Source organism: Sulfitobacter sp. 1A12779 (assembly GCF_043557315.1).
In the GTDB taxonomy this organism is placed as follows: Bacteria; Pseudomonadota; Alphaproteobacteria; order Rhodobacterales; family Rhodobacteraceae; genus Sulfitobacter; species Sulfitobacter faviae.
The window spans coordinates 74,413-100,138 of sequence record NZ_JBIFFU010000004.1; the positions used below are offsets into that span (position 1 = coordinate 74,413).

The 25,726-nt window shown below is 63.0% G+C and carries 20 protein-coding genes; 8 read left to right on the plus strand and 12 right to left on the minus strand.

Annotated elements, in window-relative coordinates; genetic code table 11:
• Positions 1 to 308: 308 nt before the first annotated feature.
• Complete coding sequence (gene tkt, locus ACGYLQ_RS06715; protein ID WP_394441388.1) at positions 309 to 2,324, plus strand: transketolase; 2,016 nt, start codon at positions 309 to 311, stop codon at positions 2,322 to 2,324.
• Positions 2,325 to 2,402: 78 nt separating this feature from the next.
• Here tkt and ACGYLQ_RS06720 read toward each other — a convergent pair whose 3' ends face one another.
• A complete protein-coding gene (locus ACGYLQ_RS06720; protein ID WP_394441390.1) occupies positions 2,403 to 3,377 on the minus strand; it encodes a DUF808 domain-containing protein in 975 nt (324 codons plus the stop codon).
• A 219-nt stretch (positions 3,378 to 3,596) separates the two neighbouring features.
• Between ACGYLQ_RS06720 and gap the strand changes: the two genes are divergently transcribed.
• Together gap and ACGYLQ_RS06730 are read left to right on the plus strand one after the other, a co-directional pair.
• Entirely contained in the window at positions 3,597 to 4,598 is a 1,002-nt protein-coding gene (gene gap / locus ACGYLQ_RS06725; protein WP_394408285.1) for a type I glyceraldehyde-3-phosphate dehydrogenase, read from the plus strand.
• A 59-nt stretch (positions 4,599 to 4,657) separates the two neighbouring features.
• A complete protein-coding gene (locus ACGYLQ_RS06730) occupies positions 4,658 to 4,801 on the plus strand; it encodes a hypothetical protein (protein ID WP_394441393.1) in 144 nt (47 codons plus the stop codon).
• A gap of 133 nt (positions 4,802 to 4,934) precedes the next feature.
• Here the strand turns inward: ACGYLQ_RS06730 and coaD are convergent, their stop codons facing one another.
• From coaD to ACGYLQ_RS06745, 3 genes are all read right to left on the minus strand, one after another.
• Complete coding sequence (gene coaD / locus ACGYLQ_RS06735) at positions 4,935 to 5,432, minus strand: pantetheine-phosphate adenylyltransferase (RefSeq protein WP_168613531.1); 498 nt, start codon at positions 5,430 to 5,432, stop codon at positions 4,935 to 4,937.
• Between the two features lie 124 nt (positions 5,433 to 5,556).
• The gene (locus tag ACGYLQ_RS06740; protein WP_067265447.1) at positions 5,557 to 5,991 is read right to left on the minus strand and encodes a CBS domain-containing protein; all 435 of its coding nucleotides are present in this window, start codon (positions 5,989 to 5,991) and stop codon (positions 5,557 to 5,559) included.
• A 61-nt stretch (positions 5,992 to 6,052) separates the two neighbouring features.
• Positions 6,053 to 6,973 (minus strand): LysR family transcriptional regulator, encoded by a 921-nt coding sequence (locus tag ACGYLQ_RS06745; RefSeq protein WP_394441395.1) that lies wholly within the window; start codon positions 6,971 to 6,973, stop codon positions 6,053 to 6,055.
• A 110-nt stretch (positions 6,974 to 7,083) separates the two neighbouring features.
• Here ACGYLQ_RS06745 and ACGYLQ_RS06750 point away from each other — a divergent pair, with 110 nt between their 5' ends.
• The 5 genes from ACGYLQ_RS06750 to mmsB all read left to right on the plus strand — a co-directional run bounded on the left by ACGYLQ_RS06750 (position 7,084) and on the right by mmsB (position 12,903).
• Positions 7,084 to 8,583 (plus strand): CoA-acylating methylmalonate-semialdehyde dehydrogenase, encoded by a 1,500-nt coding sequence (locus ACGYLQ_RS06750; RefSeq protein WP_394441398.1) that lies wholly within the window; start codon positions 7,084 to 7,086, stop codon positions 8,581 to 8,583.
• A gap of 54 nt (positions 8,584 to 8,637) precedes the next feature.
• A complete protein-coding gene (locus tag ACGYLQ_RS06755) occupies positions 8,638 to 9,747 on the plus strand; it encodes a carboxylate-amine ligase (RefSeq protein WP_394441401.1) in 1,110 nt (369 codons plus the stop codon).
• A gap of 81 nt (positions 9,748 to 9,828) precedes the next feature.
• Complete coding sequence (locus tag ACGYLQ_RS06760; protein WP_394441404.1) at positions 9,829 to 10,971, plus strand: acyl-CoA dehydrogenase family protein; 1,143 nt, start codon at positions 9,829 to 9,831, stop codon at positions 10,969 to 10,971.
• Between the two features lie 7 nt (positions 10,972 to 10,978).
• Positions 10,979 to 12,022 (plus strand): enoyl-CoA hydratase/isomerase family protein, encoded by a 1,044-nt coding sequence (locus ACGYLQ_RS06765; protein WP_394441406.1) that lies wholly within the window; start codon positions 10,979 to 10,981, stop codon positions 12,020 to 12,022.
• Positions 12,019 to 12,903 carry a 3-hydroxyisobutyrate dehydrogenase gene (mmsB, locus tag ACGYLQ_RS06770; protein WP_394441409.1) on the plus strand — a complete coding sequence of 295 codons (885 nt, stop codon included), beginning with the start codon at positions 12,019 to 12,021 and terminating at the stop codon, positions 12,901 to 12,903. Before ACGYLQ_RS06765 ends, mmsB begins: the two co-directional genes overlap by 4 nt.
• Before the next feature lie 36 nt (positions 12,904 to 12,939).
• On the opposite strand, the gene uvrA is transcribed toward mmsB, so the two are convergent.
• From uvrA to ACGYLQ_RS06810, 8 genes are all read right to left on the minus strand, one after another.
• Complete coding sequence (gene uvrA / locus ACGYLQ_RS06775; RefSeq protein ID WP_394441412.1) at positions 12,940 to 15,825, minus strand: excinuclease ABC subunit UvrA; 2,886 nt, start codon at positions 15,823 to 15,825, stop codon at positions 12,940 to 12,942.
• 66 nt (positions 15,826 to 15,891) lie between these two features.
• The gene (locus ACGYLQ_RS06780; protein ID WP_394441414.1) at positions 15,892 to 17,067 is read right to left on the minus strand and encodes an MFS transporter; all 1,176 of its coding nucleotides are present in this window, start codon (positions 17,065 to 17,067) and stop codon (positions 15,892 to 15,894) included.
• Positions 17,068 to 17,073: 6 nt separating this feature from the next.
• Positions 17,074 to 17,637: a class I SAM-dependent methyltransferase gene (locus ACGYLQ_RS06785; RefSeq protein ID WP_394441417.1), complete on the minus strand. Its 564-nt coding sequence runs from the start codon at positions 17,635 to 17,637 to the stop codon at positions 17,074 to 17,076.
• A 72-nt stretch (positions 17,638 to 17,709) separates the two neighbouring features.
• Complete coding sequence (lpdA, locus tag ACGYLQ_RS06790; protein WP_394441419.1) at positions 17,710 to 19,104, minus strand: dihydrolipoyl dehydrogenase; 1,395 nt, start codon at positions 19,102 to 19,104, stop codon at positions 17,710 to 17,712.
• Between the two features lie 97 nt (positions 19,105 to 19,201).
• The gene (locus ACGYLQ_RS06795) at positions 19,202 to 19,801 is read right to left on the minus strand and encodes a DUF924 family protein (RefSeq protein ID WP_394412559.1); all 600 of its coding nucleotides are present in this window, start codon (positions 19,799 to 19,801) and stop codon (positions 19,202 to 19,204) included.
• A 65-nt stretch (positions 19,802 to 19,866) separates the two neighbouring features.
• The gene (locus ACGYLQ_RS06800; protein ID WP_067265408.1) at positions 19,867 to 21,201 is read right to left on the minus strand and encodes an MFS transporter; all 1,335 of its coding nucleotides are present in this window, start codon (positions 21,199 to 21,201) and stop codon (positions 19,867 to 19,869) included.
• A 72-nt stretch (positions 21,202 to 21,273) separates the two neighbouring features.
• Entirely contained in the window at positions 21,274 to 22,338 is a 1,065-nt protein-coding gene (gene queA, locus ACGYLQ_RS06805) for a tRNA preQ1(34) S-adenosylmethionine ribosyltransferase-isomerase QueA (protein WP_394441421.1), read from the minus strand.
• 40 nt (positions 22,339 to 22,378) lie between these two features.
• Entirely contained in the window at positions 22,379 to 25,720 is a 3,342-nt protein-coding gene (locus tag ACGYLQ_RS06810) for a DUF3971 domain-containing protein (protein ID WP_394441423.1), read from the minus strand.
• Between the last annotated feature and the right edge of the window lie 6 nt (positions 25,721 to 25,726).

The window sequence follows — 25,726 nt, forward strand, 5'->3', positions numbered from 1 at the left end:
CTCTCGGCGGCGTTTTCGCCTGCCGTGCCCCGGGCTGCGCCCTGTTGCGGCGGCCCGTCCCGCAGATAGCGCGCGCCCGGCCCAATGTCACGCGCGCGAATCGCCCGTATCAGCCGGTTTTCGCAATCCTAGCCAAAGCGCGCTCAAATTGCGCCCCCCTTTCGTTTCAGCGACTTGAGCCGCCAAGTTCACTCTAGCCCGCGCTACGGGTCGCGCCGGACCCGCCCGCGCACCCCAGTTGTGCTTGAACTTTGCCCCATCGCTGGTATGCACGAGCCCAATCTGCCACAGCCCCAAAGGAAGCCCCCGTGGATCTGACAGCCCTCGCAAGCGCAAACCCCGACCACTGGTCCAAGGCCACCGCCATTCGCGCGCTGACCCTCGATGCCGTGGCCGCCGCCAATTCCGGCCACTCCGGCATGCCGATGGGCATGGCCGATGTGGCCACCGTCCTCTTTGAAAAGCACCTGAAGTTCGACGCGTCCAACCCGCTTTGGCCCGACCGCGACCGCTTCATCCTGTCGGCAGGCCACGGCTCCATGCTGCTTTATTCGCTGCTGCACCTGACGGGCTATGAGCAATTCCCCATCGAAGAGTTGAAGAACTTCCGCCAAATGGGCGCGCGCACCGCGGGCCACCCGGAGAACTTCCTCGCCGATGCGATTGAGACCACCACCGGCCCGCTGGGCCAAGGCATCGCCAACTCCGTCGGTTTCGCCATGGCCGAAGAGATGCTGCGCGCGCAATACGGCGCAAAGGTCGTGGACCATTACACCTATGTCATCGCTGGCGACGGCTGCCTGATGGAAGGCGTCAGCCAAGAGGCAATCACGCTGGCGGGCCGCCACAAGCTGAGCAAGCTCATCGTGATGTGGGACAACAACAACATCACCATCGACGGCCCCGTCACCCTGTCAGACAGCACCGATCAGGTCACCCGCTTCAAGGCCGCCGGCTGGCATGTGATTGAGATCGACGGCCACAACCCCGATGAGATCGACGCGGCCCTGACCGAAGCGAAAGCCTCTGACCTGCCCTCGATGATCGCCTGTAAGACGCATATCGCGCTCGGCCACGCGGCGCAGGACACCTCGAAAGGCCACGGCGCGCTGACCGACGCCGAGCAGATGGCCGAAGCCAAAGCCGCCTATGGCTGGACCACCGGCCCCTTCGAAGTGCCCGCTGACGTGAAATCCGCTTGGGAAGAGATCGGCAAACGCGGCGCCGACGCCCGCCGCGACTGGGAAGAGCGTTTCGACAAACTGCCCCGCGCCAAGCGCGAGACCTTCAACCGTGCGCTCGCCCTCGACGCGCCGAAAAAGATGAGCGCGACGGTCAAGGCCTTCAAAAAGCAGATCACCGAAGGCGCGCCCAAGATGGCGACCCGCGCGGCAAGCGAGAAAGCCCTCGAAGTGCTGAACCCGATCCTGCCGGAAACCGTTGGCGGCTCGGCGGACCTGACCGGTTCGAATAACACCAAGACCAGCGACCTTGGCATCTTCGACGTCGACAACCGTGGCGGACGCTATGTCTACTGGGGCATTCGCGAACACGGCATGGCGGCGGCGATGAACGGCATGGCGCTGCACGGTGGCATCCGTCCCTATGGCGGCACTTTTATGTGTTTCACCGATTACGCACGCCCCGCGATGCGTCTGGCCGCCTTGATGCAAATCCCTACGGCCTTCGTCATGACCCATGACAGCATCGGCCTTGGCGAAGATGGTCCGACCCACCAGCCGATCGAGCATCTGGCGATCAGCCGTGCCACCCCCAACACCTACGTCTTCCGCCCCGCCGACGCGGTGGAAACGGCAGAGGCTTGGGAAATCGCCTTCACCGCGAAAACCACGCCATCGGTTCTGTCGCTGACCCGTCAGGGCCTGCCCACCGTGCGTCTGGAGCACAAAAACAACAACCTCACCGAAAAGGGCGCCTATGTGCTGGCCGATGCCGAGGGCAAACGTCAGGTGATCCTGATTGCCACCGGCTCTGAGGTGCATGTCGCACTGGCCGCGCGCGAGCTGCTCCAAGCCGAAGGCATCGGCACCCGCGTCGTCTCCATGCCGTGCATGGAACTCTTCGCCGCGCAGGACGAAGCCTACCGCAAGCGCGTGCTGCCCGGTGGCGCCGTGCGCGTCGGGATCGAGGCTGGCGCACGTCAGGGCTGGGACCAGTGGCTTTTTGGCGAGCGTGGCAAATACGGCAAAGCCGATTTCGTCGGCATGGACCGTTTCGGCGCCTCCGCCCCGGCGGAAGAACTCTTCGAGCGCTTCGGATTCACCGCAGAGAACGTGGCAGAAAAGGCCAAAGCGCTGCTCTGATCTGCGGGTCATACAATACAAAAAGGGGGCGACGGTTCATCCGTCGCCCCCTTTTTCATTTGCGAGATAAGGTTGCTCTTAAACGGCTGCCTTATGAAACACCTTGCGCCAGATCGGCGTCACGATCTTCTCCCCGATCGGGATCAGTACCAGACCAAGCGCCAAACCAAAGAGCCCGTCGATCCCCGCCGTGGTGATCCATTCGACCGCCCCTTCGAACTGGGCCGGAACCGCATGGCCAACGGTCACGGCGATGTCGTGGATCCATTTATAGGGCGCGGCAAAGCCCATCTGCTCCAACCCGTGAACGATGATCGACCCACCGACCCAAAGCATGGCCGCCGTGCCGACAATCGTGAGCAGCTTCAAGAACCCCGGCATCCCGCGCACCAGCGCCCGGCCAATGCTCCGCGTCAGACCAAATCGCCCCTTGTTCGCCATCACCAGACCCACATCGTCCATTTTGACAATCAAGGCGACGGAGCCATAGACCGCAACGGTGATCATGACCGCCACCGCCGCAAGCGTCGCCGCTTCCATCCAAAAGTTGCTCTCCGGGATCGCAGAAAGGGCAATGGTCATGATCTCTGCCGACAGGATAAAGTCAGTCTTGATCGCGCCCGCGGCCTTCTTCTCTTCCAACTGCGCAGGGTCTTCGACCACCTTCTCCTTATCGGGGTAATCCTCATGCCCATGCCCCCAACCAAGCGCATGGGCGACCTTTTCGGCCCCCTCGAAACACAGGTAAGCCCCGCCCAGCATCAATAGCGGCGGGATCGCCCATGGCGCGAAATTCGCCAAAAGCAGACCCACAGGCAGCAAATAGACCAGCTTGTTGCGCAACGACCCCTTGGTGATCCGCCAGATCACCGGCAATTCACGCTCGGCCTTGAACCCATGCAGATATTTCGGCGTCACGGCAGCATCGTCGATCACCGCGCCCGCGGCCTTGGAGCCCGCCTTGGCCGCTTGCCCGATCACGTCATCCACGCTCGCCGCTGCAACCTTGGCGATGGCCGCCACGTCATCCACAAGTGCCAGTAAACCGCTCATTCCATGCCCCTTTTTGCGTGCTGCATCCGAAGTAGCATGTGCAGCCCATCTGGCAAGTCCGAAGCCACTGCGACCTTTACCGCTAACATGCAAGTTTAACGCTAACATATGGAAATCATTTGGTTTTGCCCCTTTCCCCTGACCGCCCCTGCCGGATATAGAACCCGCGACCCCGACATACGGCCCCCCACCCGCGCGGCCCGAGACAAGGAATGCACCATGACCATCAAAGTTGGCATCAACGGATTTGGCCGCATCGGCCGCTGCACGCTCAGCCATATCGCGGCCTCGGGGCGTGACGACATTGAAGTGATCAAGGTCAACGCCACCGGCCCGCTCAGCACCGCGGCACATCTCATCAAATACGATTCCGTCCATGGCCGTTTCCCGGGCGAGGTTCAGATCGACGACGGCTACATGAACCTCGGCCAAAACGACATCGAGATGATGTCGACCTACAACCTCGAAGAACTGGACTGGTCCGGCTGTGACGTGGTGCTGGAATGCACCGGCAAGTTCAACGACGGCAACAAAGCAAATGTACACCTCGAAAACGGCGCCAAACGCGTACTCCTCTCGGCGCCGGGCAAGAACGTCGACAAGACCATCGTCTACGGCGTCAACGATGACCAGCTTGAGGTCTCCGACCGGATGATCTCCAACGGGTCCTGCACCACCAACTGCCTCGCCCCGCTGGCCAAGGTGATGCACGAAGCCGTGGGCATCGAAAGCGGCCTGATGACCACGATCCATAGCTACACCGGCGACCAGCCAACGCTCGACCGCCGCCACAACGACCTCTACCGCGCCCGCGCCGCCGCCATGGCGCTGATCCCCACCTCCACCGGCGCTGCAAAGGCTCTGGGCGAAGTGCTGCCCGCGCTGAAGGGCAAACTCGACGGCACCGCAATGCGCGTACCCACGCCAAATGTCTCCGCCGTCGATCTCACTTTCCAAGCCAGCCGCGACGTGACGGTCGAGGAAATCAACGCCGCCGCCCGCGCCGCCGCCGACGGCCCGATGAAACGCGTGCTGGCCTACGACCCCGAGCAGAAGGTCAGCATCGACTTCAACCACACCGAGGAAAGCTGCATCTTCGCCCCCGACCAGACCATCGTCGTCGCAGGCCGCACCGTGCGCGTGCTGGGCTGGTACGACAACGAATGGGCTTTCTCGGTGCGCATGGCCGATGTCGCCGTCGCCATGGGCAAACTGGGCTGAGGCTTGCACGGCGGGGATGTGCCTGTAATATCAGGCTATTCCCCGGCCGGAGCCACACCATGACCAATCCCATCGCCATCGTGCTGGCCCTCGTCATCGCCGGGGCGATGGCGGTCGACCTCTATATCTATGGGGCCGACCATATGATCTATCTCGGCAAAAAACTCTTCGCGCTGATCGAATGGATGGCCTTCTGGCGGTAACCTTCCCCAATCGCTCCCCCACAGAACCCAAAAAAGACGCGGCCGCCATTCAAGCGCCACGCCCCTCCTCTTCATCCTTTTAAAAATACCTCGCAGAACCACGCCTCACGCGGCCCACTCTCCACCCCAAACGCTACTTCTGCGAAAACCGCTCAATCAGCACCTTATTCACCGCCGGCGTCACGAATTTGCTGACATCCCCATCCAACCGCGCGATCTCTTTCACCAATTTGCTGGCAATCGCCTGATGAGTGGCCTCGGCCATCAAGAAGACCGTCTCGATGGAATCGTCCAACTGCCGGTTCATACCGACCATCTGGAACTCATATTCGAAATCCGAGACTGCGCGCAGGCCGCGCACGATGGTCTGGGCGCCGACATCCCGGGCGCAGTCGATCAGCAGGTTCTCGAACGGATGCACCACGATCTCGACGCCGGTCTCCTCGGCCAATTGCGCGCACTCCGCTTCGATCAAGGCGACCCGTTCTTCGAGGGTGAACAACGGCCCCTTGTCGCGGTTGATGGCCACGCCGATCACCAGCCGGTCGACCATGCGGGCCGCGCGGCGGATGATGTCGATATGCCCCAGCGTGATCGGGTCGAACGTACCGGGGTAAAGGGCTATGCGCATGTAATTGTCCTGCGTATCTGCTGCGTTGCGGCACAGCCAATCATTTCACCGCCCCAAGCGCAAGTCGGTTAGCGGTAGCATTGCCCCGCCGTCAGTCGGCGGGGATCACAGTTCAAAGGCCGCTTCAGTGGCCCATGATCATGCCTTCAAGGGCCTGTTTCTCCATCGACAGCTCTTGCAATTGTGCTTTGACCACATCGCCGAGCGAGATCAGCCCCACCAGCTCGCCGTCCTCAAGCACCGGCATATGGCGGAACCGCCCATCGGTCATCTTTTGCAGCACCGCGTCGGAGCGGTCGTCGCGGCTACAGGTCACCAATTTGCGGGTCATGAGGGTTTCGGCCGCCTGCTCCAGACAGCCCGCGCCTGCGCGGCCCAGCTCGCGCACGATGTCCCGCTCGGACAGAATCCCATCCGGCGTCTTGCCATCGGCCGAGATCACCAGCGTCCCGATCCGTTTCTCGGCCAGCATCGCCGCCGCCTCGGAGATCGCCAATCCGGGTTTGGCCGTCACCACCTTGTCATCGGGCTTGGTCTTGAGAATCTGCGATACGAGCATCTGGCGCCTCCTTGGGTACAGGGCAAAGTCACCTCCAGCGTCACCGCGAAATCCTTTTCTGTCAAGCTTTTGGCGCAGCCCGGCCCGAGGTCAGCGCCTCCAGCCGCGCGGTCTCGGCCCGCAGTCCGGTGGCCAGCGCCTCGGCGAAGGCCGCCAACCGCGCGTTGCGGCGGTCATCGGCGTGGCGGATCAGATAGAAGGCGCGTTTGAGGCTCACGGCATCGGTGAGGATGCGCCGCACCCCCTGCGTCGCAGCGAGCGAGAAGTCATGCGCGACCCCAATCCCCCCGCCCTGCTGGATCATCCGCACCTGCACGGAGACGGAATTCGACGCCAGCGCCACCCGGCTGATGCCAAGGTCCGCAAGGTAATCCAACTCACGGTCAAAGATCATATCGGGGATATAGCCGACCATCCGGTGCCCTTGCAGATCGCCCACGGCGGTCACCTCAGGATGCTGCGCCAGATAGCTTTCGGCGGCGGCAAGATGGAGGTGGTAGTCCGTCACTTTCTGCACCACCAGCCGCCCCGCCGTGGGCGCACTCACCCCGATGGCCATATCCGCCTCGCGCCGGGACAGGTTGAAAACGCGCGGCAATGCTATGATCTGCACGTCCAGATCGGGGTTCTTCGCGGCAATGGCTGCACAGACCTGTGGCAGCAGATAGTTCGCCGCCCCATCGGGCGCGCCGACACGGATCTGCCCCGAAAGCTGATCGCTTTGCACCTGCACCCCGGCGGTGGCCGCGCGCATCGCCTGTTCAGCCCGCTCTGCCCGCTGCATCAGGTCCCGCCCCGCTTCGGTGAGCATATAGCCCTGTGGCGATTTCACGAAGAGGACGGTCTGCAACGCCTTTTCCAACCGTGCCATGCGGCGGCCCAGCGTCGCGGGATCGAGCCGCAGCAGCTTGCCCGCGCCAGACAGGCTTTCCTCTCGTGCGACGGCCAGAAACAGCCGCAGGTCGTCCCAATTCTGATCCATCTACCTGCCCTCTTACGTTTTGCAAAAATGCAAGACGGTTTTGCCATCCTTCCTCTGTTCCGCTTCTTTTTGCAAGGCTATCGTGCCGCCAACCATAGAGGAGACCGATCATGCAAGAGATGACGCATTACCTGAACGGCGAACACGTTAAGGGCACCTCCGGGCGCTTTGCCGACGTGATGAACCCCGCCACCGGCGAGGTGCAGGCCAAGGTGCCGCTCGCCAATGGCGACGAGTTGAACAAGGCCGTGGAATACGCCCAAGCCGCGCAGCCGAAATGGGCCGCCACCAACCCGCAGCGTCGCGCCCGCGTGCTGATGAAATTCGTGGCCCTGCTGAACCGCGACATGGACAAGCTGGCCGAGGCGCTGAGCCGCGAGCACGGCAAGACCCTGCCCGACGCCGCCGGCGACGTGCAGCGTGGCCTCGAAGTGGTGGAATACTGCATCGGCGCGCCGGAACTGCTGAAGGGTGATTTCACCGACAGCGCCGGCCCCGGTATCGACATGTACTCCATGCGCCAGCCTCTGGGTGTCACCGCGGGCATCACGCCCTTCAACTTCCCCGCCATGATCCCGATGTGGATGTTCGCGCCCGCCATCGCTTGCGGCAACGCCTTCATCCTGAAACCGTCGGAGCGTGACCCCTCCGTCCCGCTGATGCTGGCCGAACTTCTGGAAGAAGCCGGTCTGCCCAAGGGTATCATTCAGGTCGTCAACGGTGACAAAGAAGCGGTCGACGCGATCCTGCACCATGACGTGATCCAATCGGTGGGCTTTGTGGGCTCCACCCCGATCGCCGAGTACATCTACGCCACTGGCTGTGCCAACGGCAAACGCGTGCAGTGCTTCGGCGGTGCCAAGAACCACATGATCATCATGCCCGACGCCGACCTCGACCAGGCCGCCGACGCGCTGATCGGTGCGGGCTACGGTGCCGCGGGCGAACGCTGCATGGCAATCTCCGTCGCCGTGCCGGTGGGCGAGGAAACCGCCGACCGCCTGATCGAGAAGCTGGTGCCGCGCATCGAAAAACTGAAAGTCGGCCCCTACACCGCGGGCAACGACGTCGACTACGGCCCCGTGGTCACCGCCGCCGCCAAGGCCAACATCGAGCGTCTGGTCCAGACCGGCATCGATCAGGGCGCGGAACTGGTCGTTGATGGGCGTGACTTCAAACTGCAGGGCTACGAGAACGGTTACTTCGTCGGCCCGCACCTGTTTGACCGCGCGACCAAGGACATGGACATCTACCAGCAGGAAATCTTCGGCCCCGTGCTGACCTGCGTCCGCGCCAAGGACTACGAAGAGGCCCTTGGCCTTGCGATGGACCATGAATACGGCAACGGCACCGCGATCTTCACTCGTGACGGTGACGCGGCGCGCGACTTCGCCAACCGCATCAACATCGGCATGGTCGGTGTGAACGTGCCGATCCCGGTGCCGCTGGCCTACCACACTTTCGGCGGCTGGAAGAAATCCGTCTTCGGCGACCTGAACCAGCACGGTCCGGATGCGTTCAAGTTCTACACCCGCACCAAGACCGTGACGGCGCGCTGGCCGTCGGGCATCAAGGAGGGTGGCGAGTTCTCCATCCCCGTGATGGAGTGATCCATCCCGCCGGTCGCCCAACGTGGCGGCCGGCCCCTGCCAAAGGTCAGAGCCATGCAAAAAGAATTCACCATCGGGATCGAAGCAGAATACCTTCTGGTCGACGCGGATTCACTGGCTCTGGCCGACGCCCCCGAAAGTCTGATGGAGGATTGCCGTAAGGAGCTGGGCGATCAGGTCAGCCCCGAGTTCCTGCAGTGCCAGATCGAGATCGGCACCAAGCCCTGCAAGACCGTGGCCGAAGCCCGCGACGATCTGCGCTACCTGCGCGCCACCATCGCGCGACTGGCGGGGAACCATGGCCTTTCCCCCATCGCCGTCGCCTGCCACCCGTTCTCGGATTGGAAGACCCAAGGCACCACCGAGAAACAACGCTATTCGCAGCTTGAATCCGAGCTTGAGGACATCGCCCGCCGGATGCTGATCTGCGGCATGCATGTGCATGTCGGCATCGACAGCGACGATCTGCGCATCGACCTGATGCCGCAGCTGTCCTATTTCCTGCCGCATATGCTGGCGCTTTCCGCCTCCTCGCCGTTCTGGCAGGGTGAAGACACTGGGCTGGCCTCCTACCGCATGTCGGTGATGGACAATATGCCCCGCACCGGCCTGCCGCCGCAGTTCGACAGCTGGGCGGCTTACGAGCGGACCACTGGCACGCTGGTGGATCTCGGGATCATCGCAGACACCTCCAAGGTCTGGTGGGACCTGCGGCCTTCGGTGCATTACCCCACGCTGGAAACCCGCATCTTCGACGTGCAGCCGCGGCTGTCGCATACGCTTGGCCTCGCCGGGCTGACTCAGGCGCTCTGCCGGATGCTGCTGCGCCTGCGCGATGGCAACCTCAGCTGGCGCAAATACGACCGCTTCCTCATTGGCGAGAACCGCTGGCGCGCGCAACGCTATGGCACCGGCGACGCGCTGATCGACTTCGGCGACCGGCAGATGAAACCCTTCGACCAGCTTTTCGACGAGATCGTGAGCCTTCTGGCCGAGGATGCCGAGGCGCTTGGATGTCTCGACGAGGTCAGCGCGCTGCGCGACGCCGCACGGGGCGAAACCTCTGCCGAGCGTCAACGCAAGGTCTGGGCCGAGGCCCCCGAGGGCGAAGGCGGCAGGGCCGTCGTGCGCCATCTGATCGAGGAATACCACGCCGATCTGTGACGCTTGTTGCGACTCCTTTCGGCTGATAGAATTAAACAAGTGTTCAGTTCCAAGAACACATGACTTCAGGGAGGAGCCGCGATGGATTTCGCATTGAACGAGGAACAGACCGCCATTTTCGACATGGCCCATGCCTTTGGGCAGGACAATATCGCCCCCCATGCCCATCAGTGGGAGAAGGACGGCACCATTCCCAAGGGGCTGTGGCCGCAGATCGGCGAGCTGGGTTTTGGCGGGCTCTATGTCTCCGAAGAGACCGGCGGCGCGGGTCTCTCGCGCCTCGACGCCACGCTGGTCTTCGAGGCGCTCTCGATGGCCTGCCCCTCGGTCGCGGCGTTCCTTTCGATCCACAACATGTGCGCCAAGATGCTCGACACTTTCGCCAGTGACGAGATGAAAGCGCGCGTCATGCCCAAGGTGCTGACCATGGAGACGGTGCTGAGCTACTGCCTCACCGAACCCGGCTCCGGCTCCGACGCCGCCGCGCTCAAAACCCGCTGCGAGCGCAACAATGAGGGCTATACGCTGAACGGCACCAAGGCCTTCATCTCAGGCGGCGGCTATTCGGACGCCTATGTCACCATGGTGCGCACCTCCGACGAGGGCGCGCGCGGCGTCTCCACCGTCTATGTCGAGGACGGCACCCCGGGCCTCAGCTTCGGCGGGCTCGAGGACAAAATGGGTTGGCGCAGCCAGCCGACCGCGCTGGTGCAGTTCGACGATTGCAAGATCGGGGCCGAGAACCTTGTCGGCGAAGAGGGCAAGGGCTTCAAATACGCCATGGCGGGGCTCGACGGCGGGCGGCTCAACATCTCGGCCTGTTCGCTTGGCGCGGCACAAACCGCGCTGAACAAGACGCTGGACTACATGGGCGACCGCAAGGCCTTTGGGCAGACCATCGACCAGTTCCAGGGGCTGCAATTCCGCCTTGCCGATATGGAGATCGAGTTGCAGGCCGCGCGCACCTTCCTGCGCCAAGCGGCGTGGAAGCTCGACACCGGCGCGCCGGACGCCACCAAGTTTTGCGCCATGGCCAAGAAATTCGTGACCGAAACCGGCAGCAAGGTCGTCGACCAGTGCCTGCAACTGCACGGCGGCTACGGATACCTTGCCGACTACGGGATCGAGAAGCTGGTCCGCGACCTGCGGGTGCATCAGATCCTCGAAGGCACCAATGAGATCATGCGCGTGATCGTTGCCCGCGACATGCTCAAGAACCGCTGAGGCCCCCATGAGTGACATCGACATCCGCAAAACGGGGCGCGCGGGCCGCATCACCCTAACACGGCCCAAGGCGCTGAACGCGCTGAGCTACGACATGTGTATCGCCATCGAGAAGGCGATCGACGACTGGCGGGACGATCCGGAGGTCGCAGTCGTCGTGCTGGACGCGGAGGGCGAGAAAGCCTTCTGCGCCGGCGGCGACGTCGCGCAACTCTACCAGACCGGCAAGGACGGCGACTTCGACTTCGCCCGGCAGTTCTGGGCCGATGAATACCGGCTCAACAACAAGCTGCACGGCTACCCCAAACCGGTGATCTCCTTCATGCAGGGCTTCACCATGGGCGGCGGCGTCGGAATCGGTTGCCACGGCTCGCACCGCGTCGTGGGTGAGACGAGCAAGATCGCCATGCCGGAATGCGGCATCGGTCTGGTACCAGACGTGGGCGGCACGCTGCTGCTGGCGCAAGCGCCGGGGCGGATGGGCGAATACCTCGGCCTCACCGGGGCGCGCATGGGTCCGGCGGATGTGCTGCACGCGGGCTTTGCCGACTACTTCATCCCCGAAGACCAATGGCCCGAGCTGATCGCGCAACTGGAAGAGAACGGCGATCCCTTCATCCTCGACCGCGCGGCGACGACCCCGCCCCCATCCAGACTGGCCGAAGTTCAAGATGAGGTGGATCACCTTTTCGCACCGGAGAATTTGGAAAAGATCGAAGCCACCTTTTCCATATCGGAAAGCGCCTTCGCCGCCGAGACGCTGAAGACCCTGCGCCGCAACTCCCCCCTGTCGATGGCCTGCACGCTGGAAATGCTCCGCCGTCTGCGCGGCCCGGGCATCGGCATGGTCCCGGCGCTGCAACAGGAATACCGCTTTACCGCGCGGTCACTGGAAAGAGGCGACTTCATCGAGGGCGTGCGCGCCGCGATCATCGACAAGGATCGCAGCCCCAACTGGCAACATGCCGATTGGAACGTACCGCAGGCCGATGTCGAAGCCATGCTCGCCCCCTTGGGCGACAACGAATTGAAGTTGGAGGAAAATTCATGAGCAAACTCACAATCGGTTTCATCGGACTGGGCAATATGGGCGGCCCGATGGCGGCCAACCTCGCCGCCGCGGGTCACACCCTGCGCGGCAATGACGTGGCCGGTACCACCGCCGAAGGGGTCGCCGAGGCCAAGACCATCGCCGAGGCGGTCGCCGGGGCCGATGTCGTCATCACCATGCTGCCCAATGGTGCGATCCTGCGCCAAGTCGCCGAGGAAGCGGTCGCCCATATGGCCCCCGGCGCGCTGCTGATCGACTGTTCCACCGTCGATGTGGAAAGCGCGCGTTTCGCGGCAGAGGCGGCGCAGAAAGCCGGGTTGCTCTTCGTCGACGCCCCCGTCTCCGGCGGCATCGGCGGCGCGCAGGGCGGTACGCTTACCTTCATGGCAGGCGGTGCGGAGGCGGCCTTTGAGAAAGCCAAACCGCTCTTCGACATCATGGGTCAGAAGGCCGTGCACTGCGGCAACGCGGGCGCGGGCCAAGCCGCGAAGATCTGCAACAACATGATCCTCGGCGCCACGATGATCGCCACCTGCGAAGCCTTCGCGCTGGCCGACAAGCTGGGCCTAGATCGGGAGCGGATGTTCGACGTGGTTAGCACGTCCTCCGGCTATTCATGGTCGATGAACGCCTATTGCCCTGCCCCCGGCGTCGGTCCGCAGTCGCCTGCCGACAATGACTACAAACCGGGCTTCGCGGCGGAGTTGATGCTGAAAGACCTCGGCCTCGCGCAGCAAGCCGCTGATATGGCCAATGCCGACACGCCCATGGGCGCGCTGGCGAAAGAGCTCTACACCCGCTTCGTCGAAGAGGAAGGCGGCAAGGGCAAAGATTTCTCTGCCATGCTACCCCGTTTCGAGCAGCGCGGATATAAGGGCTAAGCCCCTAACATAACTGACACGGTGAAGTGGCGGCGGTTATTCCGCCGCCACTTTCGTTTCCTTACGCAACATGGGCTTAAGGTACTTCCCCGTATAGCTTTCGGCCACTTCCGCGACCTTTTCGGGCGTACCCGTGGCCACAACACGGCCCCCGCCATCACCGCCCTCGGGGCCAATATCGATGACGTGATCCGCAGTTTTCACCACGTCGAGGTTATGCTCAATCACCACGACGGAGTTGCCCTGATCAACCAATTCATGCAGCACTTCCAAAAGCTTACGCACGTCTTCAAAGTGCAAACCGGTGGTTGGTTCATCTAGAATGTAAAGCGTGCGCCCCGTCGAGCGTTTGCTTAACTCCTTGCTGAGTTTCACCCGCTGCGCCTCACCGCCCGAGAGCGTCGTCGCCTGTTGACCCACCTTGATATACCCAAGGCCGACCCGCATCAGCGCGTCCATCTTCTCACGGATCGACGGCACCGCGGCAAAGAAGTTCTGCGCATCTTCCACATTCATATCAAGGACATCTGCGATGCTCTTGCCCTTGAACTTCACCTCTAGCGTCTCACGGTTATAGCGCGCACCCTTACAGGTTTCGCATTCCACATAGACGTCCGGCAGGAAGTGCATCTCAATCTTAATGACCCCGTCGCCCTGACAGGCCTCGCAACGCCCCCCTTTGACATTGAAGGAGAACCGACCGGGCTTGTAGCCGCGCTCCTTGGCCTCCGGCAGCCCGGCAAACCAGTCGCGGATTGGGGTGAAGGCCCCGGTGTAAGTCGCTGGATTCGAACGCGGAGTCCGCCCAATCGGGCGTTGGTCAATGTCGATGACCTTATCGAGATGCTCCAACCCTTTGATCGTCTGACACGGCGCAGGTGTCTGTCGCGCACCGTTCAGATTCATCGAAGCGGTCTTGAACAAGGTTTCAATCGTCAGGGTCGATTTACCGCCCCCCGACACGCCCGTCACGCAGACAAATTTCCCCAACGGAAAGTCCACCGTCACATTCTGCAAGTTGTTGCCAGTGGCCTTTACCACCTGCAACTTCTTCTTATTCCCCTTGCGCCGCTTCGCCGGGACCGAGATTTCGCGAACGCCGGTAAGGTATTGGCCCGTAACAGAATTCGGATCGTCTGCTACCTCTTGCGGCGTGCCATGGCTGATAACCTGCCCGCCGTGGACCCCAGCCCCCGGCCCGATATCAAAGACGTAATCCGCCTCGCGGATGGCCTCCTCATCGTGCTCAACCACGATCACGGTATTCCCCTGATCGCGCAGGTTCTTCAATGTATCGAGGAGACGGTCATTGTCACGCTGGTGCAGACCAATCGATGGCTCATCAAGAACATAGAGAACGCCCGTCAACCCCGAGCCGATCTGGCTCGCCAAACGAATGCGCTGACTCTCACCACCACTTAACGTACCGCTTGAACGTGACATCGTAAGGTACTCAAGACCAACGTTATTTAGGAAACCAAGACGCTCCCGGATTTCCTTCAAAATGGCCCGGGCAATCTCGTTCTTCTGATCGGTCAGATGGTCTGGCACCGTTTTGCACCAGTCGAAGGCCTCGCGGATCGACATCTCGACGACTTTGCCGATATGCAGCAATTCATCTTCACCACCGTCCCGCGGGCCAATCCGCACCGCCAGCGCTTCGGGCCGCAGGCGATAGCCGCCGCAAGTGCCGCAGGGGCGGTTATTCTGATAGCGCTCAAACTCTTCGCGCACCCAGTTGCTATCGGTTTCGCGGTAGCGCCGCTGCATGTTGGGGATGACCCCTTCGAACACCCGCTTCACCTCGTAGACGCGACCGCCCTCGTCATAACGGAAGGTGATCTCTTCCTTGCCGGAGCCGTGGAGGAAGACGTTCTGCACTTTTTCAGGCAGGTCTTTCCAACGGGTCTTCTGGTCAAAATTATAATGTTTCGCAATGGCTTCGATGGTTTGCTTAAAGTACGGAGACTTCCCCTTACGCCAAGGCGCCAGCGCACCATCATAGATCTTTAGGTTTTGATCCGGCACCACCAAACGTTCGTCGAAGAAAAGCTCGACCCCGAGGCCGTCACAAGACGGGCAAGCCCCGAAAGGCGCGTTGAAGGAAAACAACCGCGGCTCGATCTCGGGGATGGTAAAGCCACTGACGGGACAGGCGAATTTCTCGGAGAACGTATGGCGTTCTGCCTCTCCTTCGCTGGGGGCCGTTTCCAGCACAGCGATCCCGTCGGCAAGGTCGAGCGCGGTGCGGAGCGAGTCCGCAAGCCGCGTCTCCAAACCCTCGCGCACCACGATCCGGTCGACGACGACGTCGATGTCATGGCGGAATTTCTTATCCAAGGTCGGCGGCTCATCCAGATCGTAAAAGTCGCCATTCACCTTGACCCGCTGGAAGCCCTGCTTGCGCAACTCAATGAATTCTTTGCGGTATTCCCCCTTCCGGTCGCGGATGATGGGGGCCAACAGATAGGCCCGCGTGCCCTCGTCCATCGTCATGATCCGGTCGACCATGTCCTGCACCTGCTGCGCTTCGATGGGCTTGCCGGTGGCGGGGCTATAGGGCGTGCCAACGCGGGCGAAGAGCAGACGCAGGTAATCGTAAATCTCGGTCACAGTGCCGACGGTCGACCTTGGGTTCTTCGACGTAGTTTTTTGCTCGATCGAGATGGCGGGGCTGAGGCCGGAGATGTGATCCACATCCGGCTTTTGCATCATATCGAGGAACTGCCGCGCATAGGCCGAGAGCGATTCCACATAGCGCCGCTGCCCTTCGGCATAGATCGTGTCGAAGGCAAGGCTCGACTTACCGGAACCAGAAAGCCCGGTGATTACAACCAGTTGGTCCCGTGGAATATCCACGTCGATGTTCTTCAAATTGTGCTCGCGCGCGCCGCGCACTTCAATATTCTTCAGCTCAGCCATCACATGCCCCTCTTAACGATTTGTACATAGGTGCTGATGCAGTGTTTTCCAACGGAAAAATGAGAACTAAACAGGAACGTGCCGCCTGCGACGTCGGGCCGCACCGAGGAGGAGATGTGCCACAAGCCCCATAACGAAGGCCCCGCCCGCAAGCAGCGGCAGCGCCGCGGCGCCGAAGCTTGCCAGACCGAAGGCCATGACCGGCGTGCCGAGGCTGTTGCCGAGGTTGCCCATCTGCGCCACCGCACCGTTGGCCTGTGCCTGCGCGGCGGGGCCGGTATTCAGCTGTGCCACAGCGGTGAAACTTGCCCCTTGGATCAGCCCCATGGACCCTGCAAGTGCCAGACAGGCCAGCGGGGTGCCGGGGGTGAGCCAGAGCCAGACCATGAAAAGGGCCGAGAGGCCAAAGCCCGTTTGCACGACGTAGACCGCTGGCAGGCGGCGCAGCAGTGCCACGCCGATGGTCATCGACACCGCGATGCTGGTGAGCGGCATGGCGGCCATTGTGACCGCGCGCCATGCCTCGGGGAGGTAGGGCGGCAAAACAGTGAGGATGGAGACGAAGCTGAATGTATAGAACAACCACCCCGCCGCCGGAGCGGAGAGAAAGGGTGAACTGTAGATCGCAAGGTGATCGCGGAGTATCTGCGGCAGGGAGAAAGGCGGCTGCGCGCCCTCCTCCGGCAAGCTGCGCAGACTGGCGGAGAGCACCAGCGCGCAGCCCGCCATATAAGCCGCGTGAACGGCGAAAAGTGCTGGCACCCCCCAGCTCAAGGCGAGCGGGCGGCCAAGAAGCGTCAGGACTGCGAAGGCGACGCCAAAGAAGGTGCCCCAGAGGGTCAGGGTAAACCCGCGGTCTTTCACGGCGCTAAGCTGCGCGATGAGGGTCGGCGCGGCGACGACGATGGCCAGGTGCGACAGCCCTTCGACGACGCGGCTGGCCAGCATCCAGCCAAAGCCCGGCAAGAACGTCTGAAATGCCGACACAACCGCGCCGAGCCAGAGGGCGAAGAGAAGCGCGCGGCGATAGCGGACCCGGGCGACCACCAGCCCCGCCACGACACCAAGGAGGATACCGACACCACCCACCAAGGAGACCAAGAACCCAAGCGCCGCCCCGGCCTGCGGGTAGATATCCGGCAGCAGGTCGAAGATGACGCTCATCTTGCCGTATTGCGCCGCTGCCCCCAGCCCCGCGGCCCAAAGCGCGAAGACGCGCAGAAAGGAGGTGTGTTCAGCCATCTGCCCTCAAGCCTTCCGGGCCAGCGCCCATGCGCAAAGCGGCATTTTGGGATCGTTGGTCAGATCATCTGTGGTCTTGTCGAAAGCTGGGGGCCAGTCAGGCTCCAGATTGCGGGCGGCGGCGGCACGGTTGCCCCATTGTTTGGCGGTGATCCGATCCGCCTCAAACCCGGATTCGATCAGCAGGTTTTTCAAGCCCCGGGCGGACCAACGGGAGTTGTCATTTGGGGCCGCATGAAAGGGGACGAAAAAGGGCACGGCGATCCAGAAATATCCGCCCGGCCTGAGCATCTGTTGAACATGCCCCAATGCCATATAAGGCCGGTCGAGATGCTCCCAAACCTGATTGGCGAGGATCAGATCGAACTGCCGCACGGCACCGCTCGTGGGATCGGTGAAGGGACCTGCGCAGATGTCATAGGTCGGATAGGCGAACTGGGTGTAGCTCTTGAACGTGAACCGTTTGCCGAACTTGCCGGAGATTTCGGCGGCTTCCAGCGTTTCAGGGTTCAAACGGTCAATCATCCGGCGGGTGCTGCGGTGCATGACGACACGGTTTAGGCTGACCACGACATGGCTCCCGACGGTTTGGCCGATGTGCGACGGGGCAAGGCGCGTTGGACGCGCCCTGCCCCGCGCGCCTTACATGTGAATCACGCGGTCGAAAGCGTCGAGCACGGATTCATGCATCATCTCGCTGAGCGTTGGATGCGGGAAGACGGTGTTCATCAGGTCTTCTTCGGTGGTCTCCAACTGGCGGCCCACGACATAGCCTTGGATCAGCTCCGTCACCTCGGCCCCGACCATATGCGCGCCCAGAAGCTCGCCGGTCTTGGCGTCGAAGATGGTTTTCACCAGCCCCTCAGGCTCACCCAAAGCCACGGCCTTGCCATTGCCGATGAAGGGGAAACGCCCGACCTTAATGTCATAGCCCTGCTCTTTGGCCTTCGCCTCGGTCAGGCCGACGGAGGCGACTTGGGGGTGGCAATAGGTGCAGCCGGCGATGCTTTCGGGTTTGACGGGATGGGGTTTCTGGCCCGCGATCAGCTCGGCCACCATGACGCCCTCGTGGCTGGCCTTATGCGCAAGCCAGGGCGCGCCCGCGATGTCGCCGATGGCAAAGAGCCCATCGACACCGGTGCGGCAGTATTCATCCGTCACGACATGGGTGCGGTCAACCTTGACGCCAAGCTCTTCCAGCCCCAGCCCTTCGGTATTGCCGACGATGCCGACGGCTGAGATCACGGTGTCGAACTCAAGCTTTTCGACCTTGCCGTCCCGTTCGATATGGGCGGTGACCTTGTCGTCGGCACGGTCGAGCTTCTTGACCGTGGCCTTTTGCATGATGGTCATGCCCTGTTTTTCGAATGCCTTTTTGGCGAACTTCGAAATCTCTTCATCTTCGACCGGCAGCACGCGGTCCATCACCTCGACCACGGTCGTGTCGGCGCCAAGGGTGTTGTAAAAGCTCGCAAATTCGATGCCGATGGCACCGGACCCGATGACCAGCAGCTTTTTGGGGTCGTGCGCAGGTTGCAGGGCGTGGCGATAGGTCCAGACACGTTTGCCGTCCGCCTCTAGCCCCGGCAATTCGCGGGCGCGCGCGCCGGTGGCCAGCACGATGTTCTTGGCCGTCAGCTCCTCGCCGCCCTTGTCGGTTTTGACGGAGACCTTCCCCTTCGCGGGGATCGAGGCTTCGCCCATGAAGACCTCGACTTTGTTTTTCTTCAGCAGATGTTTCACCCCGCCTTCCATCTGTTTGGCCACCCCGCGCGAGCGTTTGACCACGGCGGCGAGATCATAGTCGATCTTATCCGCCGCCAGACCGAAATCCTTGGCGCGATGCATCAGGTGGAACACTTCGGCAGAGCGCAACAGCGCCTTGGTGGGGATGCAGCCCCAGTTCAGGCAGATGCCGCCGAGGTTCTCCCGTTCGACCACCGCGACCTTCAGGCCGAGCTGGGCGCCACGGATCGCGGCGACATAGCCGCCCGGCCCCGCACCGATCACGATCAGATCAAAGGATTCGGCAGCCATGGCAAGGACCTCGCATTAGGGTTTGCAAATATAGTTTACCGCTAAACCATATTTGCAATCGCCACAACCACGCGTGTTGCCCCGGCCTGCCCAAGGCTCAGGCCGCTTGAAGTTCCGCGCGCAGGTCCTTGACTGTCCGCCCATAGCCGCCCGCGTCGAGATAGGAGGTCTCCTGCGCCGTGAAACTGCGTGACAGCGCCTTATTGCGATAGGGAAAACGGCCAAACTGGCGGATCACTTCGCGGTGGGCGCGGGCATGCAACAGGTTGCTGCCGTCGCTTTTCGGCATCCGTTCGCACATCAGACGCACGCAGCGGTCCTGATCGCAGAGGTTCTCGGAATGCATCAGCGGCAGGTAGAAGAACTGCCGCGCGGGCGCCTCAACGCGCATGTCCCAGCCTTTCTCAATCGCCAGTTTTGCCGCCGCCAGCGCGATACGGTCGCTGGAAAACGCCTTGCCCGTGTCGCGGAACATGTTGCGCGGGAATTGATCGGTCAGGATCAGAAAGGCCAGCGCATCGGTGGGATTGGTCAGCCAATGGTTCAGCTTGCCAGCCTGCGCCTCATCCCAAAGCCCCTCGAAACGCGCGCGGATATCGGCATCCAGCGTTTCGGAACTGTTGTACCATCCGGCCGGACCTACGTCTTCGAGCCAGAAATTCAGTACATCTTGGGGTTCTGCATTTGTGGCAGCCATCCCGCACACTCCTTTGCCGCAATCTGGGCGTTTCGCTAAAGTTAAGAACGTCTTACCGCAAAAGCCTAGTCACGTTTTATGTCATCCGCGACATCGTTATCGCTATCAGGGGCGTTTTTCTCTGCTTCGGCGTTTTCCTGGGCAGCTTCCTCGGCGGCCTCCTGTTCCGTTTCAATGATATATTCCTGCGCGATCTCCACGGCCACGGCAGTGGCCGAGGGGTAGATCGGCACGTAGTTGCCCGTCTCATCGACCGGTACCGCGGCACGCTGTGTCTTACGGTAGGAGGCATAGGCGGCCAATGCGGCGAAAAGCACGGCGGTGAAGAGGTAAAAGCCCCCCGGCCCGAGCGCCGTGCCCATCATCCAACCGGTGATCACCGGGCCCAGAACCGCGCCCAAGCCGTTGATAAAGATCATCCCGCCCGAGGCCGAGGCCATGTCCTCATGCTCCAGAAAGTCGTTGGTGTGAGCCATGAGCAGCGAGTAGAGCGGGTTCGACATGCCGCCAACCAGAAAGGCCGTGGCCAGCAGGATCGGGAAGACATGGCCCAGCGTCATCCCGATGACCGAGCCGATACCGCCGAGCGTGGCGACGATGACGATCAGGCTGCGGCGGTCCATGCGGTCCGAGATCCAGCCGATGGGATATTGCAGGATCACGGAGCCGACGAAGAACATCGCCACGAAAAGTGAAATCTGCCCGACGCTCAGCCCGGCTTCGGCGCCGTAAACCGCCGCCATGCCGAACTGCGCGGAGAAGACGCCGCCCAGAAGAAACATGCCGACACAGCCCAAGGGCGAGAAGTCCATCAACTCGCGCAGGCTCATCGGTTTGGTGGTATCAAAAGGCGGTGTCGGGCTGATCGACAGAAGGATCGGGGTCACCGCGATGCTCACCAGCACCGAGGGGATGACGAAGAGCACGAAGCCCGAGGGGTCGGCGGTCAGCAAGAGCGCCTGCGCGATCACGATGCCCAGTGTCTGCACGATCATATAGGCCGAGAGCGCCTGCCCGCGGTTCTCATTCGTGGCGGCGTTGTTGAGCCAGCTTTCCGCTGTGACGTAGACGGCGGAGAAGCAAAAGCCGATCAGCACCCGGCCCAGCGACCAGACGATGGTGTTTGGGAATGTCGGATAGATGATCATCACCGCCGAGATCAGCGAGGCCAATGCCGCGAAGACCCGCACGTGGCCCACCCGCCGAATCATCCCCGGCGCCATGCGCGATCCGCCAAGGAAGCCCAAGAAATAGGCCGACATGACGATCGACATCTGGAAGGTCGAAAACCCTTCGATGCCGCCACGGATACCCAGCAATGTACCTTGCATGCCGTTGCCGACCATCAAAAGGCACATGCCCAGCAAAAGCGCCCATGCGCTTGAAACCACTTGAATCATCAGTCAATTCCTTGTTCGCCCAAGCCCTCCCATGGACGGCAATCGCAGGCTAGTCACCCCCTGGTGCGACATTCAAGCGGGTTTTTGCGCCTCGGGCAGCAGAAGGGAAGAGTCCCCATAGGAGAAAAAGCGGTACCCCTCGCCGATGGCATGGGCATAGATGTCCTTCACCCGCTGCACCCCCATGAGGGCCGAGACCAGCATCATCAGCGTGGATTTGGGCAGGTGGAAATTCGTCATCAGCCCGTCGGTGACGTTGAACGTGAACCCCGGCGTGATGAAGATATCGGTGTCGCCTTCCCATGCGGTGATCTCACCCTCGCGCGCCGCCGTCTCAATCAGGCGCAGGGCGGTGGTGCCCACGGGGATCACGCGCCCTCCGGCGGCGCGGGTGGCGGCAATCTCTTCAGCGGCCTTTGCGCTGACCCGGCCCCATTCGGCGTGCATCTTATGTTCCGAGATGTCGTCGACCTTGACCGGCAGGAAGGTGCCCGCGCCGACATGCAGGGTGACATGGCTAAAGGTGATGCCCTTCGCGGCCAGTGCTTCAAGCAGCGGCTCGTCGAAATGCAGCGAGGCTGTGGGCGCCGCGACCGCGCCCGCATGGCGGGCAAAGACGGTCTGGTAGTCGGTCATGTCCTGCGCATCGGCGGCGCGTTTGGCGGCGATATAGGGCGGCAGCGGCATCGCCCCCGCGGCATTGAGCGCCGCGTCGAAATCATCGCCCGCGCAGTTAAAACGCAGATGCCCCTGCCCGTCTTCCACCGCTTCCAGCGTGGCGCGCAGATCATCGGAAAAGACGACCTCTTCGCCGATCTTCAGCTTGCGCAGCGGCTTGATCAGCGCCAACCATGTACCATCGCCGCGCGGCTCCAACAGGGTGACTTCGATCTTGGCCTGCACCGCCCCTTGGGCCGAGGTGCGGTGGCGAATGCCGCTCAGCCGCGCGGGGATCACGCGGGTGTCGTTCAGCACCAATCGGTCGCCGGGGCGCAGCCAATCGGTCAGGTCGGTCACGCGCCGGTCGTGCAGAGCGTCGCCCTCCGCCACCAGCAACCGCGCAGAGGAGCGCGGGTTGGCGGGACGGGTGGCGATCAGGGTCTCAGGCAGATCGAAATCGAAATCGGAAAGCTTCATCGGCGCGGCTCCGGGTCTGGCGGCAGGGTCGCCCCGGCGCTTAGCGCTCCTCCGGCACCCGGGCAACCGGATTCGCTTGGCCCTGCACCTGTGGTGTCTGGGGCGGCGGGCGGCGGAACAGCTCGCGGAACATGCCGGGGGTGAGCGCCGAAAGCGGGTTGACCGAAACGCTGGGGTCTTTCGCGGCCCCCGTGAGCCGGTAGTTGAACCCGATCAACCCCTCGCCTTTGCGGGTAAAGAGCGACCCGATCCCATTGAACATATAGACCGGAGAGATCACGCCCTGCATGTCGATAAACCCGCTGTCGAGCGCATAGACCCCGTCCATAGACAGACCCAAGGAAGCGCCCACCGCGCTGGCCTCGGTCAAGGTCAATCGGTTCGGGGTCAAGCGAAAGTTTGCCTCCACATCGTCAAAGTAAATCCCGTCGCCGTTGAGCTCGTTGATTAGCCCGACGACCGAGATGGCATTGACCAGCGCCGCGATCCCCGGCGCGTCGCGAATGGCGACATCGCTGACCGTGAGCTGCCCGTCAAAGGCGCCGCCCGAGCCCACGGGCAGCAGGGTGAGCGACAGGTTGCCCCCGACCACCTGCTTCACCAACCCGGCAGAGCGCAGAACCCCACCTGCGTCGTCCGAGACCACCCGAACCGCGCTGCGCCCCGCTTGGGGCAGCACCCGCCCCTGCACCGGCGTGCCGCCATTGAGTCGCGCAGTGAACGCGCCATCCATCCCCTCGGCCGTGTCGAACGTGCCTTTGAGATCGGTCAGGTAAATCGTATCGGTGATCTGCAACCGGTCCAGCGCCACGCGCATCGGCGGCCCGGCCTGCCCCCCGGCCCCGCCGAATTCGGCCCTACGCATGTCGAGCGTGCCGCCGCCCAGCACCACCTGCACCGGGTTGCCCTTGCCCTGCCCGATCAGTTGCAGCGGGATATCCAGCCAGTCGCCCCGCCGCAGCCGGTCGATCCGAACCCGGTCCAATGCGCCGCCGGGGGCAAGGTCGATGGAGCCCGCCACCCGCAGCCCCGGCGCGTTTAGCTGAAAGGCGTCGATATTCGGCGTCTCGCCCAAACGCCCCGCCAGTCGCAACTCGCCCTCGGTGCCCGGCGCCTTGCTCCATGACAGTTGCGGGACGGAGACGCCCAAGCCCGCCAGATCGCTTTGCAAGGTGAAGCGCGGCGCTTCGCCCTTCTTGAGGTCCACGGCGATCCGCCCGCGCCCCTCGCCGCGCAGGCTGCCGGGGGGCAGTGCCACGCCAAAGGCTTCGAGCCCCGCCGGGGTCAGCGCCACTTGAGCCGTCAGGCGGCTTTGATCCGAACCGGGGCCGATCGCCTGCGACCATTCCCCGTCGAAACCCACCCCATCGATACGCCCTTCGCCGCCGATGGTGATACGGTCATTGTTGGCGGTGATGGACAGTTTGCTGGCCTGAAGGCTCCGGTCTTTGACCAGCGTATCGGTCGAGAGCGCCAGCAGATCCCCCGCGAAATGATAGCGCACGTCTTCGGGCTTGCCGCCCTTTTTCAACGGCAGCGCCAGCGTGCCTTTCAGCACCGCCTCCCCATCCGCGAGGGTCACGGGCAGCCCGGCCTTCTCCATCACCCGCATCGGCGGCTGGTTGAGCAGCGACAGCGCCGCGGTCAGGGTGGAGCGCGTGTTGAGCCGGATCACCGAGGGGCTGCCGTCTTTCACCCGCACATCGGGAATGATGAAGGAGGACCCATCCAGCGTCACCGCCCCGCCCTGCGGCGCGATGACCTCGCCCGCGTCCACCGTGACGACAAGGCGGTTGTCGAGCAGGCTCATATGGCCGCTGCCATCGGTGATATGCGGCAGGGTTTTGAGAAACCGCACCTCGGCCCCGGCATAGTCAAAGGCGACATAGGTCTGGGGCGCCTGCCCCGGCGCCATGCGCAGCGCCAGATCGAGGTTGCGCATTCGGCCCGCGTGAAGGTTCTCATCCAGCCATTTGCGGGTCTTGGGCTTCACCCCCTCGGGCCAGAGCGCCAGCAGGCGTTCGGGGCTGAGCCGGTCCATCCGCCCATCGAGAGACAGGTTCCAGCCCGCCGCCTCGGCCACCAACGCGCCATCAAGGCGCAGATTGCGGCCCTGATCGCTGATCTCCAGACGGCCCAGCTTCAGGCGAAACGGATTAAGGCTGAGTTCAAAGTCGATGTCCGCCTGATCCAAGGCCACCGTTTCGGGGTAAACTTCCGCCGGGTTGGCCCGCAGGTCGCGCAGGCTGAACTGCCCCACCATCCGCCCCGGAATGCCGCCCGTGACATCACCCAGTTGCGAGCTGCCGGTGATATTGCCCGAGACCCAAGGGCTGTCGAGCGACATCTCGTCGAAGCGCAACAGCTGGCGCGCGGGGTCGTAGCTGAAATAGCTCTGCGCCCCATCGAAGGGGATCGGCTTGGTCTGAGGGTTGGGCTGCAAGACGCCCTTGCCGATCTGCAAAGAAGCGTTGATCGGTGCGAAACGGCCCGCGCTGTCGATGCCGCTGCGCACCGCGCCCGAGATATTGGTCCGCAGCACTTCGAGCCACGAAAAGGCAGGCCCCTGCGCCGCGATGTCGCGGGCATCGACCCCGTCGAAGGTCACGCCAAAGGTCGCGGCACTCTCACCAATTTGGCTGCTGTAATTGGCGGTGAGCGTGGCCACCCCCGCGCCGCCGCTGAGCACCGCGAGGTCCGCCGAGAGGTCAAGCGCCTCGCCATTGCGCGACAGGCGCAGCCGCCCGCCATCCCCGGTCCAAGCGCGGCCCGCGCGGGCGTCCTCGAACCGAAGCGTCAGGGCGCGCAGCTCGACCGAGCGGAGGGCGGAAAGCGCGGGGGCGGCCAGCACCTCGTCGATCTGGCCGATGAGTTGCGGCAGGGTCGCCGCCTCCCGCTCGGGTGGCGCAATCCCGGCCCCGGCGCTCAGGCTCACCCGGCCATCCGCCCCGCGGCGCAGGTTGGCCACCACGCCCGAAAGCGAAATCGCCCGCGGCTGCGCCACACCGCGCAGCAGAGACCGCATCGACAGGCTGGCCTTGAACTCATTGAAACTGACGATCTCATCGCCCTCGGGCGTGGTGACAAAGATGTCTTGCAAACGCACGCGGGGGCGCCAACCCTCATCGACGACGAATTCCATCGCGCCGAAGTCCACCCGCGCCTGCGGCAGGGCGCTCGCGATCCGCGCCTCGATCCGTGTCTGCACCCAAAGCGGCGCCGGGATCGGACGCCCGGTGAAATAGACCGCCGCCCCGGTGGCCAGCGCCGCCAAGAGCACCAGCACCAAGGCCGAGACGATCCCCGCGCGGCGGCGCGACCGGCGGCGCGGCGGCCCTTCGCCATCTGGCGCAGGGGGGCTGGAAAGGGACGGGTCGCGCATCGGGCT